Consider the following 17,490-nt stretch of genomic DNA (forward strand, 5'->3'; position numbering starts at 1 on the left):
CAATTCCTTTCCAGCTTTTTGCTGATTGGTTACATCTTTCTTTTCAGAACATAAATTTAAATAACAGATGAGATGAATGTAAAGCATATAGGATTAAGCCTTCTGATACTCTTATGTTTGGGTATTGCACTGGCCGGATGGAGCCGGGTACGCTCCGTATCACAGGCCGCTTCCTGGTCCGAAACGATTAAAAAGGAAGAGATTCCCGCACTGATCAAGAAACAAATAGTTCAGATGAAAGAAGAACTGGAGAAAGATACCGAACAATTCCCCCGGCTGATCCGGCAACTGGAGGACTTCACCGCTTCCTGTACGGACTCTTCCGCCATCGCCGTCCTTCACTCCATGGTTGCTGAAATGTACCAGAGCTACTATCAGCAGAACCGGTGGACCGTCGACCGGCGCACTCCGATTTCCGGATATGTCCCGGAAGATGTCCGGGAATGGACTGCCAATCTATATACCGATAAAATACGGGAAGAGTTGCAAGCCTCTTTGCGGCCGGCCGTCATCCTTCAGGCAACTCCGGTCAGCGGCTATCAGGAACTCCTTGCGGACACCGCCAATGCCGAATATATCTATCCCACCCTCTTCGATTTCCTGTCACAACGGGCAATTAACATCCAGCCGGAAGAAGCCTACTACCAAGCCTGGCGCCAATTCCGCCAAGGCCAACCGGACCAGCGAGCCGCACTCTTCACAGAATTAAGCTATCTGGAATATAAATACGCCCAACGCCCCTATACAAAAGATATATTGAAAGAACAGAGCGAAGCTTTGGACAGCTTGTTGCAGCTTCATCGGAAAGAGGATTTTTCCAACGAAATCCGGATTGCACAAGTCGAACTCCTCAACCGCTACCACTTCTCCGGCATATCGGAAGATTCCGTCCTTACACGCCAGGTAGAGATCTGTACGGAGGGTATCAGGCTTTTCCCGGACTATGACCGGACAAGCAGCCTGAAGAATACCCTGAGCGACCTGCAGGCTCCCTCTTTCTCCATGAGCAATAACAATAATGTCTATCCCGGGGGAGAATTGAAACTGAGCATTCAGTACAAAAATCTTTCAAATCTGACCATCCGGATATATAAAAGCAAACGCTTGCCGACCGATCCGATCCGCTATGAAACGGAAGAGAGAGAAAAAGATCTAGGGAAACTGGTCAAGCAGGTTACCGTCTTCCTGAATTCCCGGGAGGCCTATCTGACCGAAGATACGGTCATTACGACAACCCTCCATACGCCGGGGCTTTATGAATGTGTCGTTACGCCGGAGAAGCAAGGCTTTCGTTCGCAAAGTACGTTCAGTGTCAGCCGCCTGGCCTCCGTCTCCCGCTCGATACCCGGCAAACTCAATTCCGTCTACGTGACGGATTATCAATCGGGGAGACCTCTCGACAAAACGGCGGTTATCGGTTATATCTATAAAGACAGGAAATGGCTGCCCCAGGATACCCTATATACCAGCGGCAATGGAATAGCCCTGTTCGATGTGACGAAGAAATGGACCCATTATCGCGTCTGCGCGCAAGGGGATACAGCATCTGCCATTACCCCGCTCACCAACTATATGTCTTACGATACGTCAGGCGATAAAGAACAGCGAGAAGTCGTTTTGCTGACCGACCGGACGCTATACCGTCCCGGACAGACGGTTTATTTCAAAGGGATTGCTTACAAAAGGAATAAAAACGTGTCGTCACTTCTAACCCGACAGGCATTCACCGTCACCCTCCGGGATGCGAATCGCAAGGAAGTGACGCGAAAAGAGTTTACCAGCTCGGACTACGGCTCCTTCGAGGGGGAATTTACCTTGCCGGCAGGCCTGCTGAACGGAACCTTCAGCTTTGAGACGACCGGCGGATATGCTTATTTCAGTGTGGAAGAATACAAACGGCCGAGCTTCCTATTGGCCATCGACCCGTTGAAAGGCGAGGCGGCCTTTGGCGATCTGCTGCAACTGACAGGAACGGCTAAGACCTTTTCCGGCGCCACTTTGAATAACGGCAGCGTCGAATACCAGATTCTCCGCCGGCCAATGCTTTTCCGCGATTATTTCGGCGGCTCCGCTGAAGTACAGGTAGCAGCCGGACAAGCCGCCATCGAAAGCGACGGACGCTTCGCCATCCCCTTCACTCCCCGAAAAGAAGAAGGCGAAGGCACATTCTCCTTTCCCACCTTCTATCAATATGAACTCATTGCGCGCCTGACAGACAGTAAAGGGGAAACCCAGGAACAACAGTCTTTCTTTGCCGTTGGGGAAACCGGATTCATCCTTTCTATAGACCTGCCTTCCACCATGGCGAAAGAAACGGCGCAGGCTACTGTTAAGGCGCAGACCGCCAGCAATGAAGGAAATCCTACTGTTTCCGGTGATCTTCTGGTCTATGAATTGAAGGGGAAACCGGGAAAAGAACAGAAAGAGGGAGCAATCCGGATCAAAGCCTCCTTCACAACCGGCGTTCCGCTGGGGCGCGAAATCTTCTCCCATCTTCCTTCCGGCGCCTACCGGATGAAACTGGAAGCGAAAGACAGCCGAAACCGGACGGTTAAGGCGCAACAGGACTTCGTACTATATGGTGCGGACGATGCAAGGCCTCCGGTCTTTTCCACACTTTGGATTGCACCCGGGAAGACGGACTTCTTGCCGGGAGAAGAAATAGCGCTTACCTTCGGCAGCTCCGAAAAGGCGTATATACTATATGAATTATTTTCCTCTAAAAAATGCCTGAAGCGTGAGATCTTCGAATTGAATAATGAGAACCGTACGTTACATTTTCTTTATCCGGGAGAAACTTCCGAAGGACTGGTTGCCTCCCTTTCGCTGATCAAGGACGGGAAACTAACCAACCGACAAATGCAAATCCGGGAAAAACAACCGAACCGTACGTTAACCATCAAACCGGAGACCTTTCGTGACCGGTTATTACCCGGCAGCAAGGAAACATGGAAATTCAAAATACTGAATGCGGATTCGACGGGAGTACCCGCCGAATTGCTGGCAGGCCTTTATGACGCGTCTTTGGATCAGATCAAGCCGTTCACCTGGTCTTTCAATCCGTGGATACAACCTTCTTTCTATTTGCAAGCCTTTTCGGAAAGCGTAAATCTACAAAACCGCTATGCAACGACAGACTCCCCGTCCAACTACGCCAACCTGACTGTACCCGCTATCGGTTTTTATCAATTGGATTGGCAAGGAGTATTGAATATGGGATACAATGCCGGTTCGAAAATAATGGTAAGGGGAATGACGGAAAAGCTAGCCGGAACGGCCGACTTGCAAACCCATTCTTTTATACAGCAGGAAAGCGATCAAGTATTAAAGGAAGAAACGGTTATAGGGAATGGATCTCTCCGGGACGCTTCCGGGGCGACAAGTTCCGCCCAACCACAGATACGGCAGAACTTCAATGAAACGGCGTTCTTCTATCCGTCCTTGCAAACCGATGCAGACGGATCAGTCGCTTTCACCTTTACTCTACCGGAAAGTAATACGACCTGGAAACTACAGGCCTTGGTGCATACGACGGATTTAAAACACGGCTATCTGACAAAAGAATTGATCTCCCGGAAACCGTTAATGGTTACTCCCAATCTCCCCCGCTTCCTTCGCGAAGGCGATGAGATGAGCATTAATACGCAGTTATTGAACCAATCGGAAGACAACCTTAGCGGGAAAGTCTGGATCGAATGGTTTGATCCGGCAACGGAACAGCCGATACCGGGCTTTGGGAAAGAAGAACAATCCTTTACATTGGATAAGGGGAAAGACAGCGCCTTCTCCTGGACAGTCAAAGTGCCGGAGGGAATCGATTTGATCGGATGCCGCATCGTAGCCGACTCGGAAACCGCCAGCGACGGAGAACAGCATTTGCTTCCGGTTATCTCCCGTGAAATCAAAATGACGGAAAGCAAACCTTTCTACCTGACCGGGCAAGGGGATAAGACGCTGGTCGAACCTTCGGTTCCTGCTCCTTACCGGCTGACTTTCGAGTTGGCGAGCAATCCGGTTTGGTATGCTGTACAGGCACTTCCGACCCTGGCTGCTCCGACCAATCCCAATGTCATCTCCTGGTTTGCTTCTTATTATAGCCAGGCCTTGGCGAGTTCCATCGCCAACCGCCACCCCAAGATTCGCCAGATGATTACCCAATGGCAGGCCCAAGGCGGCAGTTCGGAGACTCTGCTCTCCAATTTGCAGAAGAACGAGGAACTAAAAAATATTCTTCTCGAAGAAACGCCCTGGGTATTGGAAGCGCAGAATGAGACGGAACAAAAACAACGTCTCGCCCTCCTCTTCGACCTCAACCGCGCCGAAAGCTTGCAAGCGGCGGCACGGCAAAAAATACTTGAACAACAGCGTCCCGACGGTAGCTGGGGATGGTTCGAAGGCTTTAACGGCAACCGTTCCATCACGCTGCATATTCTTCGGGGAATGGCGCAGCTTACCGAACTGAATGCTATTGAATATAATCAGGAGGAGCGGGAAATGCAGATCCGCGCCTTGCAATATCTCGACCGTGAGATTTGCAAAGACTACGCTCAAGTCAAAAAAGCCGGTGCCAAGGCAAACGGCGGAATCTCTCCCACACAACTCGATTATCTTTTCGTACGCAGTTTCTACCGGGATATACCTGAAGACCAGGAAACAAAGACGGCAAACCGTCATTATACGACTCAAGCCGCCACCGGTTGGAAAGAGGCTTCGCTTTACGGAAAGGCGCAAACAGCTTTATTGCTGCACCGTAACGGAGAAAAACAAACGGCACAGCAAATCCTAGCCTGGTTGCGCAAGACGGCAACCGTTTCGGAAGAGATGGGCATGTATTGGGCAAACAACCGTAAAAGCACAGATTTTTTCTTCTCTCCCATCGACACGCATTGTCTTCTCCTTGCTGTTTTCCACCAGTTAGCGCCCAACCGCAAGGATACCGACCGGTTGAAGCAATGGTTGCTGACGCAAAAGCGGACACAGGACTGGAACTCCGTTCCCGGTACGGAGAACGCGATTTATGCCTTATTGCTGACCGGCTCGGATTGGCTCAGTGAAAACAATGTCTGCACCGTCGATTGGAGAGGAAAAACCTATGATTCTTCCAAGGGAGAAGTTGGAACCGGTTATTTCAAACAGGCGATAGAAGTCGCCCCGGAAACGGCATCCGTACAAGTGCTGAAGATCCACAAGCAAGGAATAGCGCCGGCTTGGGGAGCGCTCTATGTACAATACAACCAACCGATCGCCGAAGTCGTTCGCCAGGGAAAAGACCTTAGTATCGACCGCAAGCTCTTTATCGAGCAGGTCGACGGCAAAGGACGCAAGATTGTGCCGCTGGCTCCGAACGCCTCTCTGAAAGTAGGAGACCGCGTTGTCGTCCGGCTCACCGTACGCAACAACACGGCGCTCAGCTATGTACATCTGAAGGATTTACGTCCCGGATGCATGGAACCGACGGAGCAATTATCCCGTACGGAGTTCCGTGACGGAGTATCTTACTACCGCTCGCCCCGCGACGTGTCTGAAAACTTTTTCTTCGACCGTCTGCCGGCCGGAACATTCGTCCTCGAATATACAGCGGACGTTTCCCGTGCAGGCCGTTATTCCGGAGGCCTGAGTACGATCCAATGCCTCTATGCCCCGGAATATGTCGCCCATAGTCAAGGTACGGAAGTAACGGTAAACAAGTAATTTATTTTATAGGAGAAGACCGGACATGGATTTGGGGGGATTGCTTGGGCGAAGGTTTCACAAAAGCTCTATTGCCTACAAATGATAGCTGTCATCCGACTGTTTTACTTTTTCCGATTGGTTTTACAGGTATATACGTATATGTTGTGTAAATATTAAACAAGAAGGATAAATCAAAAAAGCGCCAATAATCTATAGAATAGATTATTGGCGCCTTGCACTGTACTCGAAGGGGGACTTGAACCCCCACAGCCGTAATGGCCAAAGGATTTTAAGTCCTTCGTGTCTACCATTCCACCATTCGAGCATCATGTGAGAAAGAACGAAAGACGGGACTCTCACCCTTATTCGCTATATTGTTGAAGATAAACGTTTTTCCAAATTAACTTAAAGACTAAGTAGCGATTTAGTTACTTATTTCTGTCTTAAATTGTCATGCAAGCGTCCTCCGGCAACCTGTTTTTCTTTTCGGGTTCAAAATTAGTCTCTTTTTTTTAATTACACAAATCTTAAATCACTTTTCTTTCTTTTTCCTTGTATCGCTAAGATCAAACAAACATTTTCAAAAAAAATTAGGCGAGTCGCTAGCGAGTATGAAAACTACCTTTTCAAATCATTCCATATTTGCAGTATGAAAACAAAACTAATCAAATATGGAAGTTATAACAATTGACAGTGAAGCTTTCAAAAAGCTGGCAGCAAAAATAGACCGGATTGCAAGCTTTGTTGTAAAAGCGGAGCAATCTAAAGGTAAAGACTCTGATAATGACATCTGGATGGATAGTAATGAGGTGGCTGAATTATTACGCATCAGTACCCGCACATTACAACGCTTACGAAAGGAGAATATAATAAGCTATTCTATGCTTCGTGGCCGATGTTTATATCGGCTCTCAGAAATAGAGCGTTGCCTGGATGAACGGATTATCAAATCCGATCCTGTTACGATAGATGATTTTAAAAGGAACTATTCACTGAGATTCCGGGAATAGAGATATTACTTCGCATTTTAAAGCCTAATATTATGTTTATAGAAAGAGAACTTTTCGAAAAAAAAATGCAATACATAATTAAGCGCCTGGATAAAATTGACAAGACGCTGGTTAGTATGGCTAAACAACGATGCTACCTTGACGGTGAGCTTCTTTACGATAATTATGACTTATGTAAGTTGTTGAATATTTCTAAACGGACATTGCAACGATATCGTTCTTCGGGAGAGCTACCCTATTATACTCTATACCAGAAAACTTTTTACAAGGAGTCGGATGTCAGTAATTTTATACGTCTGAATTTTGGGAAAGATAAAGGAAATGATTCAGATAATTTAGAAGAAGAGATTGTTGATAGTTTATTAATATTGGTTGATTTGGTTTGTTCATTATTCTTTTTTTTAGGTTTTTACATTCTTTCATTGCGTCCCGTTTTGTTGTGATAACAAGGCGGGATTTTTCACTACATTTTTATCCCCTTGGATACCTTCTTTTTTATATCACCTGTATCCTCATTATCCTTTGGTTTATTTACCGAAGCAATTATAATACGGTCCTTATTCGCATCTATAATCTCTTTTATACTCATGGGTTGCCCGGAGCGTTCATTCGATATAGTTTCTAAAGGAGGCATTTTATTCTGAGATGGATTTACTTCTACAGAATCAGTCTCTTTGTTTAGCACTTCTTCCTGCTGCTTATCCTTATTGGACAACGTTAGGTTAATCTGCCTGTTCAAAGAGTCTAATTGAGATTTGAGCTCCCTCAATTCCGGCTCTTTACGAAAAACGGAGTCAACCACTTCTTTGAGTATGGGAATATCTTTTTCCAACTTTTGATTATCCGACTGATATTTCTCCATCAGGTTCGGTATCTTTTCCAACGCACCCAGAAAATTCTTTGATGCCAGAAGCGGATCAACAGCGATATGCCCATTGTTATAACTGTACTTGATATTGCCCTCCCCTTCAATAAAGAAGCGGTTATCTTTAAATATCGATCCTTCTTTCTGGCTTTCTTCCGTTTTGACAAGGATTCTAAAGCCATATAGCTCTCCGATCCTAAAATACTCACCGTTGGTACGCGCATTATCCGATAGTTGATTCAGTTTTTCTCCGATAGCTTTCGGATCGTCACTCTTGAAATTATCCAAAGTGACCGGATTCAGCTTATTTCCCTCCTTATCAACCTGTACCTTATCGTTAAAAGTTGTAAGGTCTTTTGTCATACGGGAGATCATCTCGTTATTGCTGTCAATCGAGCGGGTAGCATCTTCGTATTTATAGATAGCAGAAGACTTACTGCGATTAAATGCTTGCCGTTCGCTCTCCAGAGAGGTAATCTTCTTTTCCAGCTTTGCCTTCTCCAACAGGTCGGTATTACCCGAAAGAATAGCGACATACTCCGAAAAATTCATGCCAGATCCTTCGTCCATACTACCTTCATCAATCGTCCGTGTCGCCATATTGTTTGTCTTTAACTGATTGATAAACAACTGCTTGTTTTGAAGCAGATTAAATTTATACGAATCAAGACTCTTTTCTACAGCATATATCAATACATCTACCTTATTATCAGCATATAACTTAGCTATCTCATTGCCTTTGCGTATGGCTCTTCCATCCCGCTGGTTCAAGTCGGAAGGCCGCCAGGGGGTATCTAAATGATGAATGGCAACGGCTCTCTTTTGTGCATTTACGCCTGTTCCGAGCATGGATGTGGAACCGAATATTACACGGATACGCCCTTCATTCATCCCTGCGATCAGAGCCTTTCTCGCATTATCTGTCTTGGCTTCCTGTATAAAGCGTATCTCATGGGCGGGTATCTTATGATCTTCCACCAACTTACGCTTTATTTCGCTATATGGATTCCATTCTCCGGGTTTGTAAGTCCCCAGGTCTGAGAACACGAACTGTGTGCCTTTCTGAAAATTATATTTATTGTAGTATTCCGCTATCTTAGCAGCACAATGGGAGGCTTTGTTATCGATATGGTCGCCATATGCCATATTGATCATCCGCATATCGAGCGACATCTTACGGGCATAGTCGGTTGCGATCAGCATCTTTGCTTTTTCTTCTTTGTCCGTCAGCTTTGCTCGTCCCAAGAGTGTGGCATCTCCCGTTTCTGCAAATTTCATTAGTTTTTCAATAAACACTTCCTGCTGTGGTGTCGGGGGAATATTGTACAGTATCTCGTTCTTTTCGGGACGGTCTATCCCAATATCCTTAGCTGTTCTAAAATCAGTTATTTCAGAATAAAAAGCCGCCAGCTCCGGCACTTTAATAAAATAACGGAAACGTTCTTTCTGTACGATCTGGTTGGTCACGGAAAACTCATAGTCGGTACTCTTTTTGGCAAAAACAGCTGCCCATGCATCAAAGGTGCTAATACTCTGCTTTTCCAATGCCTTGGGACGAAGATATTTGAATAAGAGGTATAATTCAGTCAACGAATTACTGATCGTTGTACCGGATAAGAATGTTGCTCCGAGGTCTTTTCCGCTGCGTTCCTGAATGGTGCGCAGGGCAAAGAGCATATTGAGTGCCCTTTGGCTTCCTTCAGGGTTTCCAAGCCCTGCCACACGGTCGTGACGGGTGGTAAACATTAGATTTTTGAACTGGTGACTCTCGTCTACGAGCAGGTGGTCGATGCCCATCATCTTAAAATCCACCACATCATCGGTACGGTTTTTAATCGTATCGGCCAGATTATCTAACTTGACCTCCAGATTTTGTTTGCGGATTTCCAATCCCCGGAGCATCCTTCTGGATACTTCCTTACCCTGACTGCGCAATACATCGAGATTTGCTTCCACCGATTCGAGTTCTGCTTCGAATATTTGTTGCTGCATTTCGGGTGATTGCGGTATCTTGCCGAACTGGTCGTGTGTCAGGATAACGGCGTCCCAAGAGTTGTTTTTAATATCATTGAAGATTTTAACCCGTTTGGATGGTGTAAAATCTTCTTTGCCGGGATAAAGTATCTTTGCATTGGGGTAAGCAGTCTTAAATGTGGCCGCTATTTCATGTACATTGGCTTTTAGCCCGACAATCATCGGCTTGTTTGCCATTCCCAGACGTTTCATCTCATAGGCTGCACAACACATAATGAGGGTTTTGCCTGCTCCCACTTCGTGATCTCCGATCCCGCCTCCGTTCTGCTTGATCATCCAGACACAATCTTTTTGTGACTGGTACAGATCAGGGATACCGAGCGCTTTCAAGTCCAATCCGGGGAAGGACTGGTGCGATCCGTCATACTGCGGACGTACAAAGCAGTTGAATCTCCTGTTGTATCTGTCCGCCAGATCGTTTTTAAATTCGGGAGACTGCTGATCGAGCCAATCGCTGAAGCCGTTACGGATTTCATCAATCTTGGTATTCGCCATTTGTATGGCTTGTCCGTCAGGTACTTTAGCATCTCTTAATTCCCCTGTCTCAGGATCGCTTACCTTGATTGTTTTGGTAATATTGGGCGTTGTATTCAGCAGTGCATGCTTTAACAGGTGCATTCCTGTATAGAGCTTGCTTTCTCCCTGAACGGCAAACTTCTCGTTGATGATCAGGTTACTTTTATCTGCCTTTACCGTAAAGTCGTCACGGGACGCATAATAATCTATTGTAACATCAGCTTCGAACAGTTTGCTGATATAGTCCTCATAGAGGGACATATCAATCCACCTTTCCCCGAAATTGAAATCAAGTTGTTCGTACCTGATAGGTTCGGGCGTAGCTTCCTGTAAGGCTTTTAGCGATTCTTGCGCCGGAAGGTCATCGGGATGGTTCTGTAAATACCGTTCAACGGCTTCCGCTTTTTCGATAACATTTCCGGCGATAAAGCGATCGGATACTTCGTAATTTTGGACAAGCGGATTAAAATAGATACGTCCGTGCAGGTCTGCAATCAGATCTTCCCTGCTTTTATCCGTGATCAGGGATTCCATATACTCCAGATGGACTTCTCCGTACTTATTCAGGGATGCTATCAGGGCTTCATCTGAAGTCCCGGCTACTTTCAATTCGTTCGGATTGAAAGCAACAGGCCCGTGAAAGATATCGGCTTTTTGCAGTTTGCCGTTGATGGAGCGTTCTATGGAAAGAATTTCTTTTCCTCCCGCATCCATCTTGATAACATCCAGATTTTTCTTGTCGTTCAGGTTACCGAAACGACGCACGAAATTATCATAAGCGAGATTCAGATTACCCCGAAGAGATTCATGTACCGTCAGGTGCTTTGCCTCATGGTTATACAGCTCATGGTAAAAGTCCCGGACTTCAATATAACGGCTGATTTTAGAGCGTTGGCTGGAGGGTAGGTCTAATGGCTGGAATTCGGCTCCATCCCGATAACGTTCCTTTAAATAACCAATTTGTCCCTGGTCTTCGACTAATGATCCCTGCTTGTGATACTCTTTGAGTTCTCCCGTAAAAGGGCGAAGCTCAAAAGACAGCTTCTTTTCTTCTTGTCGTAAGGCTTCCTGCTGTTCGTCCTTCCGTGCATCGGAAACGGGATATGCTGCTTTGCTATTATTGGGAGCAGCTTGCCCGTTGGATGAAAACATACTGAGTTGCACGGGTTTTCCTTTGGGGGGCATAACCTTTTTCTTGCCTCCCCGTACAGGTTTCACCTGTGAGCGTTCTTCCTGTGTAAACCCGAACAAGTCATACAGGCTCATTACAGGTTGGGAGGAGACATCGATCTCCAATGTCTCCTGCTTCACGGATTGGGGTTTATCATCAAAAAGAGTGTTTCGGGATTCCTCATTCGATCTATTTTCGGGAGGTTGTACTTTACTGATGTTTTCCTCTTCTTTATTCAATGATTCCTTCTCATTAGGGATGAAATGATCTTCAACGGCCTGCCAGAATGGATCAAGGTCATCGGGATAGATAGATTTATCTTGCCCGGAAGTTTCTAAATTATTTTCTACAACCTCTTTCTTTACTTCCTCATTGAATAATATAGCAGCTTTGGGTTCCGGTTGTTTTTGTATAACGGCACGGCCATTGTACAAATCCAAATTCAGGTAACTTTTAAAATCACTTTCCAGCATTTTCCGCATATCGGCAGCCATGCCCTCGATTCCTCCCTCATGGATAAAAACCTGTGCAGGCTTGCCGTATGGATCAGTACCGATGGATGCTTTGGTCTGTACTACTCTTCCATGATTGTAGAAGTAGTCATTCGTATAGATGCCTGTCAGTTCGGATTGGCTTGTGCCCACAAAGAGATTTTCCCAGAAGCTTAGCTTCGGATCTTTTCCCGTATTCTTTTGCAGTACGATCAGATCGCTGCCGACTTCCGTTCCTGCATAATCCGTAAAGAGATTATTGGGTAAGCGGATGGCAGATACCAGGTTTGTATTTTGCATCAGCCATTCACGTATGGGCGTATTGTTGGGGGAGTTCATGACTCCTTGTGAAGTGATAAAGGCCAAAAGTCCACCTTCCCGAAGCGATTCAACGCCTTTGATAAAAAAATAATTATGGATGGCACGGATAGAATCTTTATGCAACTGGTCTTGTTTCATAAAGGCGGCATCGAATACGTTCATCTCTCCAAAGGGGATATTACTTGATACCACATCAAAGTAGTTGTTATAACGGCTTTCGATGGTTTCAAAGCCTTCGATATTCACTTTATGTCCAGGAGTGAGTGCTGATAGCATCTTACCTGTAAGAAGATCTTTTTCAAAGCAGACCAACTCATTCTTATGGTCTGCCGCTTCAAAAAATGAATGGGCAAATTCACCTGTCCCTGCTGACGGATCAAGCACTCGTGTCGGGGTGATACCACTATCCCGTAACGTTTCAGATAAAGCAGTAACAATTTCAGGAGGAGTATAGAACGCTGTCAGCACAGAATTTTTGATGCTGTTCACATACCGTTTATACTCATTCTCGTTTGCGGTGTTCTCTTTGAGGACACGGTGCAACTCTGCCACTAAAGGGAACAGCTCCAGTTCCGATTTTGCCCAATACGCTGTATCAGCCAGGGAGTTTGCAGGATTCAGGACACATTTAAGTCCTCCGAATCCCGCATATTGCTTCAATAAAGATTGCTCCTCCTTGGTTGGCTGACGTCCTTCCTTTTCCAATATGAATACGGTTTTGATCGCATCTATATTGGCTCTCAGTCGTTCTTTCTTATTGTAAGCCATTTTCTTCGATATAGAGTGAGATAAAACCGGTTAACTCTGTGTACAGCAGATCAAAATCGGGAGAGTTTAGAAAGTCATCGGGTAAGGCATACTTTTCCTGTAGGTCAGAACAGCGTGGCAATAGCAACAGGGCGAAGTCCCTGGCTTCACCTTCAGGGATTTCGACGGAAAATTCATTCCACAGGATAGTTATTAATGTATCGAGCAGGGAGAAATGTAAGCCTTCATAGAGGACATGATTAGCTGTCTCTTCCGCATAGATATGGCTGAGCCCGGATTGTATAGCCTGGCTGTAAGCTTCGGCTGCCGAATCGCTTCTGGTTGTGATAAAATCAGAATCTGATAATAATTCAGGGTGAGATTCTTTTAAAAAGGAAAGTAGGGACAGCCTGTAATAAGACAAGCCGCGGGATTGTTCTTGTTTCATATGTTTATGGATTTTAGTGGGAGGCACAGCCTCTTTTGTTATACAAAATTTACGATTACAAAAAATGTAGAAGGAGATAATTGTAATTTACGACAAAGAGAAGAGGGTAAAATGTAAAGCACCCGGAGATCCCTCTCCGAGTGCACCACTAAAAATCCATAGTTAAAACAAAAAACAATTTCGTAATGACTATGATTCTTAGTGGCAAAGATAATGTTATTTACAAATAGTTGATAACAATATGCACATCGGTTTATCTTTTCCCGCTCTTCTTTTTACCCGTATTATCAAATTCAAATACGGGTTTTAACGTATCATCCAGCCGTAAACAGGCATCAAAGGTTTTTTCGGCTTTGCTCTTAAAGCCTTTAATCAGGGAGGTTTTACCTTTGGTCAGCAGGTCGATGAGATGTTTATCACTCAGGTCTTTGCCGCTCTTATTGCGGAAAATGACATAGCCGCAATCCTCATTCTTGCATTTAGCGACTTTTTGCAGTAATACGACACTCTCATTTTTGCATTTGGGACAGATGTATTTGACTTTTTCGTCTTTATGCTCCAGATGCATAGCCAAAAGTTCGGCTGTGATCTGTCCGGCATAGACCTCAATACCTTTGTGGAAGTCGGCGGCATTCATTTCTCCTGTAGCTATCTTGTTTAAGGCATTCTCCCATGATCCGGTCATGGCGACATCAGTAATCTTCTTGTCTTTGACAGCCAGATAGACGACCAATCCTTTATTGGTCGGGACAAGGGATTTTTTATCCCTGACAATATATTCACGGGAGAAAAGCGTTTCAATAATAGCCGCACGGGTAGCGGGTGTACCAATGCCTGATTCTTTAAGAGCTTCGCGTTCGGCTTCATCCGTAAGTTCTTTTCCGCAGGTCTCCATTACTGAAAGTAAACTGGCCTCCGTGTGTAACGGTCGTGGCTTAGTTTGCTTTTCGAGAGTGTCAGTTGAATCTATATTCCACTGGTCGCCTTCATTAAGTGGTGGCAGGGTATTGTTGTCATCTTTTTCGTTCTCGTCAGCCATTACGCCGCTTACCGATCTCCAGCCTGCCTGATTGATAATCGCTCCTTTGGTTAAAAATATCTTTTCCTGCACTTCGAAACGGACAGTTGTCTGTTCTTTAATACAAGTGGTAGAAAATGCTTCCAGCATGCGACAGAAAATCATATCGAAAATTAAGTTTTCATCGCCTGATAAATTGCCGGGCTTGTTTCCCGTCAGGATAATGGCATGATGATCGGTTACTTTTGCATCGTTGACACTGCGGTTATTCAGGTCTTTTAGTTGTTTTACCGTTTCACCATACAAGCTGTGTTCATTGAAACCAGATAGTAATGTTGGAACAGTTTCAAATACATCAGCCGATAGATAACGGCTCCCGGTACGGGGATAGGTGATTAGCTTTCCCTCATATAACTTTTGGGCAATGGATAGGGTCTTATCGGCAGAGAAGGCATGTTTGCTGTTGGCTTCTTTCTGCAAAGCCGTCAGGTCATACAGAAGTGGCGGTTCCTGTTTTACCGTCTTTTTCTCTACGGATTTTACTGTCGCTATTCCATTCTGAGATATCTGTCCGGCTATGTTATCCGCTTCCATACGGTCATTATATTTATCCTCGGAAACAGGACTTAATACATTTCCTTCTTTAGATAGATTGAGTTTATGCTGCCAGTATTTCTGCGATACAAAATCTTTATTTTCAAGATAGCGTGAACAGACCATTGCCAATGTCGGTGTTTGGACACGGCCTAAAGACCAGACACCCGATCCGGCGGATATGGACAAAGCTTGTGAGGCATTAATACCCACAAGCCAATCCGCCTGGCTACGGGCTTTGGCTGAGTAATATAAATGATCATATTCCGATCCCGGCCGCAGGCTTTGCAGGCCACCACGGATAGCCTGATCGGTGAGTGAGCTGATCCAAAGGCGGTCGAAGGGCTTCTTGCAAGCCAAATAATTATAGATGTATCTGAATATTAACTCACCTTCTCGTCCCGCATCGGTAGCGACAATGATACGTTCGCACTTATCAAATAATTCACGAATGACTTTGAGCTGTTTCATTGTCCCCGGATCGGGTTTATATTCTTTACCCTCTTTTATATGGCGGGGGATTAGCTTAAAGTCGTCCGGCAATATGGGCAGGTTCTCCTTTTGAAAACCTTTGATACCGTACTCTTCGGGCATGGCAAGCCCGACCAGATGGCCGAAAGCCCAGGTTACGGCATAGTTATTTCCTTCTAGATAGCCGTCTTTACGGCTGGTAGCTCCAACAATAGCCGCAATATCACGGGCTACTGATGGTTTTTCTGCGATGACTACTTTCATTTTTTTATTATGGATTTTTAGTGGCGGTCACAGACCGTTTTATTAATGAAAAAGACAAGATTAAATATCCTAACTTATTTATACGTTGGTCACTATGACCTGTGGAACCTTTTATTATAATTATAAATTGATTTATAGCAGAACTTGAAATTTACATCTTTACTCCGCCACTCTTTTTTACAGTGCGGGTAGGACGCTGCGTTTCCTTTTGTTTCTCTGCCTGCTGTTGTGTCGGAGAGATTTGGCCCTGCCTTATAGGTTCTTTTACATTTTTCAGGTTCTCGCTGGTCTTACCCTGTGAATTGACAGCAACTTGTGTTTTGCTTTCTTCGGCAGGTTTCACCTCGGCTCCCTGTTTCTGTGCTTTATCCGGATTCCATCTGAAAAAGTCGAGCTTGCCCTTTTCATCATTTACTTTTACATAGGCATTGAAAGGTTGGTCCTGCCCGTCTTTCATCATGCCTTGAACATATACAGCTTTTCCTTCACGAAGTGAGTTTTGTTGTTTTTCATCCAGATCCACCCCCAATAGTTTTGTGGGAATGCGGACTTTTTGTTGAGAATCCTGGTTTTGGGATTGCTGTTGTTCTTGTCTGTTATCCTGTCTGTATTTATTCCGGTCCAGTCCGTCATAGGAGAAATCAAGAGATCCTTTTGCCGCATTGAACTGGACATAGCCATCGAAGGGTTTTTCGTTCTTGGAGATCATGCCTTCGACTAAGGTCTTTTTGCCTTCATACAGTGATTGTAGTTGTTCCGAGGAAAGAGGGGATTCTTTGAGTGTATCCTTAAAAGCGACGTTGGCTACAGGTATCGCTTCGAGTCGGTTCGTCAGTTTATCCAAAGATACGAAGGATGGTATTTGCTCACCGTTCTTTCCTGTAAGCTCAATGATTCTTCCGGCATTGGAAGTTTCAAGCAGGTTCTTTTTGTCTTGGTCGGTCAATGTCGCTCCATGAAAAGGAATGTCCAAAGTAGGAGCCGGTTGATAACTGTCCGCTTTCAGACGGATACTGCCATCTGGGTTTTCCTCAAAGGATAATCGTGCTTGTACCTGAAATGCAATACCTTCGTAAGTTGGGTTTACCTGTATCAGGTTCGGTGATTTATGCCAGTTAAGCATGGCTTTAAGATTTCCCTGCTCTTCCAGCATCTCGCGGGTAACGCCGAGTTTTTCCAACTGTCCCCAATTGATACGGCTTTCATCCACAGGTTTGTACTCTTGGGATTGGTCTTGTGTCTTTTGCTGTTTGTTGAAGTCCTCCGGATTGACACGGCTTTGGGATAAAAAAACGGAATTACCATCTTCATCTTTAAACATTTCCTTTAAGGCAGAAGCAATATTCTCGATCTTCTCAATCGGAGAACGGAAGAAATTGAAATGAGTCGGGTCTTGAAATTCCCTTTTGAGGTTAGAGAAAAAGTTTTCCAGAATACCCGCTTTTTCATCAATTTGAATAAATTCACCTTGATTGGTTACTTTTGGATCAACAGATTCTAGATTACCCTGATTATCTACTCCCTTTACTGCTTTTACTTTATTGCCGTCACTTTTATCGACGACCAAAAGCGTTTCTTTGTTTTTTAATTTTTCGTCCATAATTTAATTATTAAATTATTGCATCAATATAAATGCAGGACGAAAATAGTCAGATCAGATTAAGCTTATCCGATATATTAATGGGGTGGCAGCCAGTGGCGTCGAAATGGCAGGAAGTGGCATTAAAATATATTTTCTATTTTACATTCGATAAAACAGAATATAACTAATGCGAATCAGTAGTTGATATTGTCACTGAAAGCCAAATTCAGCTAACAAACACTTGTGGGAGCTTTGACGGAGAAATAATAAAACGCCACGAACGCG

General features: G+C 44.9%; 7 protein-coding genes and 1 tRNA gene. 3 read left to right on the forward strand and 5 right to left on the reverse strand.

Features of this window, described 5'->3' with window-relative positions; genetic code table 11:
* The first annotated feature begins 72 nt into the window (after positions 1–72).
* Complete coding sequence (locus BQ8014_RS14270; protein WP_080904933.1) at positions 73–5,691, forward strand: alpha-2-macroglobulin family protein; 5,619 nt, start codon at positions 73–75, stop codon at positions 5,689–5,691.
* A gap of 223 nt (positions 5,692–5,914) precedes the next feature.
* On the opposite strand, the gene BQ8014_RS14275 is transcribed toward BQ8014_RS14270, so the two are convergent.
* Positions 5,915–5,998, reverse strand: a tRNA-Leu gene (locus BQ8014_RS14275).
* 346 nt (positions 5,999–6,344) lie between these two features.
* Between BQ8014_RS14275 and BQ8014_RS14280 the strand changes: the two genes are divergently transcribed.
* Together BQ8014_RS14280 and BQ8014_RS14285 are read left to right on the forward strand one after the other, a co-directional pair.
* Positions 6,345–6,683 (forward strand): helix-turn-helix domain-containing protein, encoded by a 339-nt coding sequence (locus tag BQ8014_RS14280; protein WP_080904934.1) that lies wholly within the window; start codon positions 6,345–6,347, stop codon positions 6,681–6,683.
* 65 nt (positions 6,684–6,748) lie between these two features.
* The gene (locus BQ8014_RS14285) at positions 6,749–7,126 is read left to right on the forward strand and encodes a helix-turn-helix domain-containing protein (protein WP_234998053.1); all 378 of its coding nucleotides are present in this window, start codon (positions 6,749–6,751) and stop codon (positions 7,124–7,126) included.
* Between the two features lie 20 nt (positions 7,127–7,146).
* On the opposite strand, the gene BQ8014_RS14290 is transcribed toward BQ8014_RS14285, so the two are convergent.
* The 4 genes from BQ8014_RS14290 to BQ8014_RS14305 all read right to left on the reverse strand — a co-directional run bounded on the left by BQ8014_RS14290 (position 7,147) and on the right by BQ8014_RS14305 (position 17,223).
* Positions 7,147–12,849: a helicase-related protein gene (locus BQ8014_RS14290; protein ID WP_080904936.1), complete on the reverse strand. Its 5,703-nt coding sequence runs from the start codon at positions 12,847–12,849 to the stop codon at positions 7,147–7,149.
* Entirely contained in the window at positions 12,836–13,276 is a 441-nt protein-coding gene (locus tag BQ8014_RS14295; protein WP_080904937.1) for a DUF1896 domain-containing protein, read from the reverse strand. The genes BQ8014_RS14290 and BQ8014_RS14295 overlap by 14 nt, the downstream gene beginning before the upstream one ends.
* Positions 13,277–13,529: 253 nt before the next feature.
* Positions 13,530–15,623 (reverse strand): type IA DNA topoisomerase, encoded by a 2,094-nt coding sequence (locus BQ8014_RS14300; protein WP_080904938.1) that lies wholly within the window; start codon positions 15,621–15,623, stop codon positions 13,530–13,532.
* A 151-nt stretch (positions 15,624–15,774) separates the two neighbouring features.
* Positions 15,775–17,223, reverse strand: coding sequence for a DUF3945 domain-containing protein (locus BQ8014_RS14305; RefSeq protein ID WP_080904939.1), 1,449 nt, complete (start codon positions 17,221–17,223; stop codon positions 15,775–15,777).
* Positions 17,224–17,490: the final 267 nt, after the last annotated feature.

It is taken from the genome of Parabacteroides sp. Marseille-P3160 (assembly GCF_900162725.1).
GTDB lineage: Bacteria > Bacteroidota > Bacteroidia > Bacteroidales > Tannerellaceae > Marseille-P3160.

What these genes read in the sequence shown, in the direction of transcription:
- BQ8014_RS14270 (WP_080904933.1), top strand. Translation starts at nt 73, where the DNA reads ATGAATGTAAAGCATATAGGATTAAGCCTTCTGATACTCTTATGTTTG.
- BQ8014_RS14290 (WP_080904936.1), bottom strand. Translation starts at nt 12,849, where the DNA reads ATGGCTTACAATAAGAAAGAACGACTGAGAGCCAATATAGATGCGATC.
- BQ8014_RS14295 (WP_080904937.1), bottom strand. Translation starts at nt 13,276, where the DNA reads ATGAAACAAGAACAATCCCGCGGCTTGTCTTATTACAGGCTGTCCCTA.
- BQ8014_RS14285 (WP_234998053.1), top strand. Translation starts at nt 6,749, where the DNA reads ATGCAATACATAATTAAGCGCCTGGATAAAATTGACAAGACGCTGGTT.
- BQ8014_RS14280 (WP_080904934.1), top strand. Translation starts at nt 6,345, where the DNA reads ATGGAAGTTATAACAATTGACAGTGAAGCTTTCAAAAAGCTGGCAGCA.
- BQ8014_RS14305 (WP_080904939.1), bottom strand. Translation starts at nt 17,223, where the DNA reads ATGGACGAAAAATTAAAAAACAAAGAAACGCTTTTGGTCGTCGATAAA.
- BQ8014_RS14300 (WP_080904938.1), bottom strand. Translation starts at nt 15,623, where the DNA reads ATGAAAGTAGTCATCGCAGAAAAACCATCAGTAGCCCGTGATATTGCG.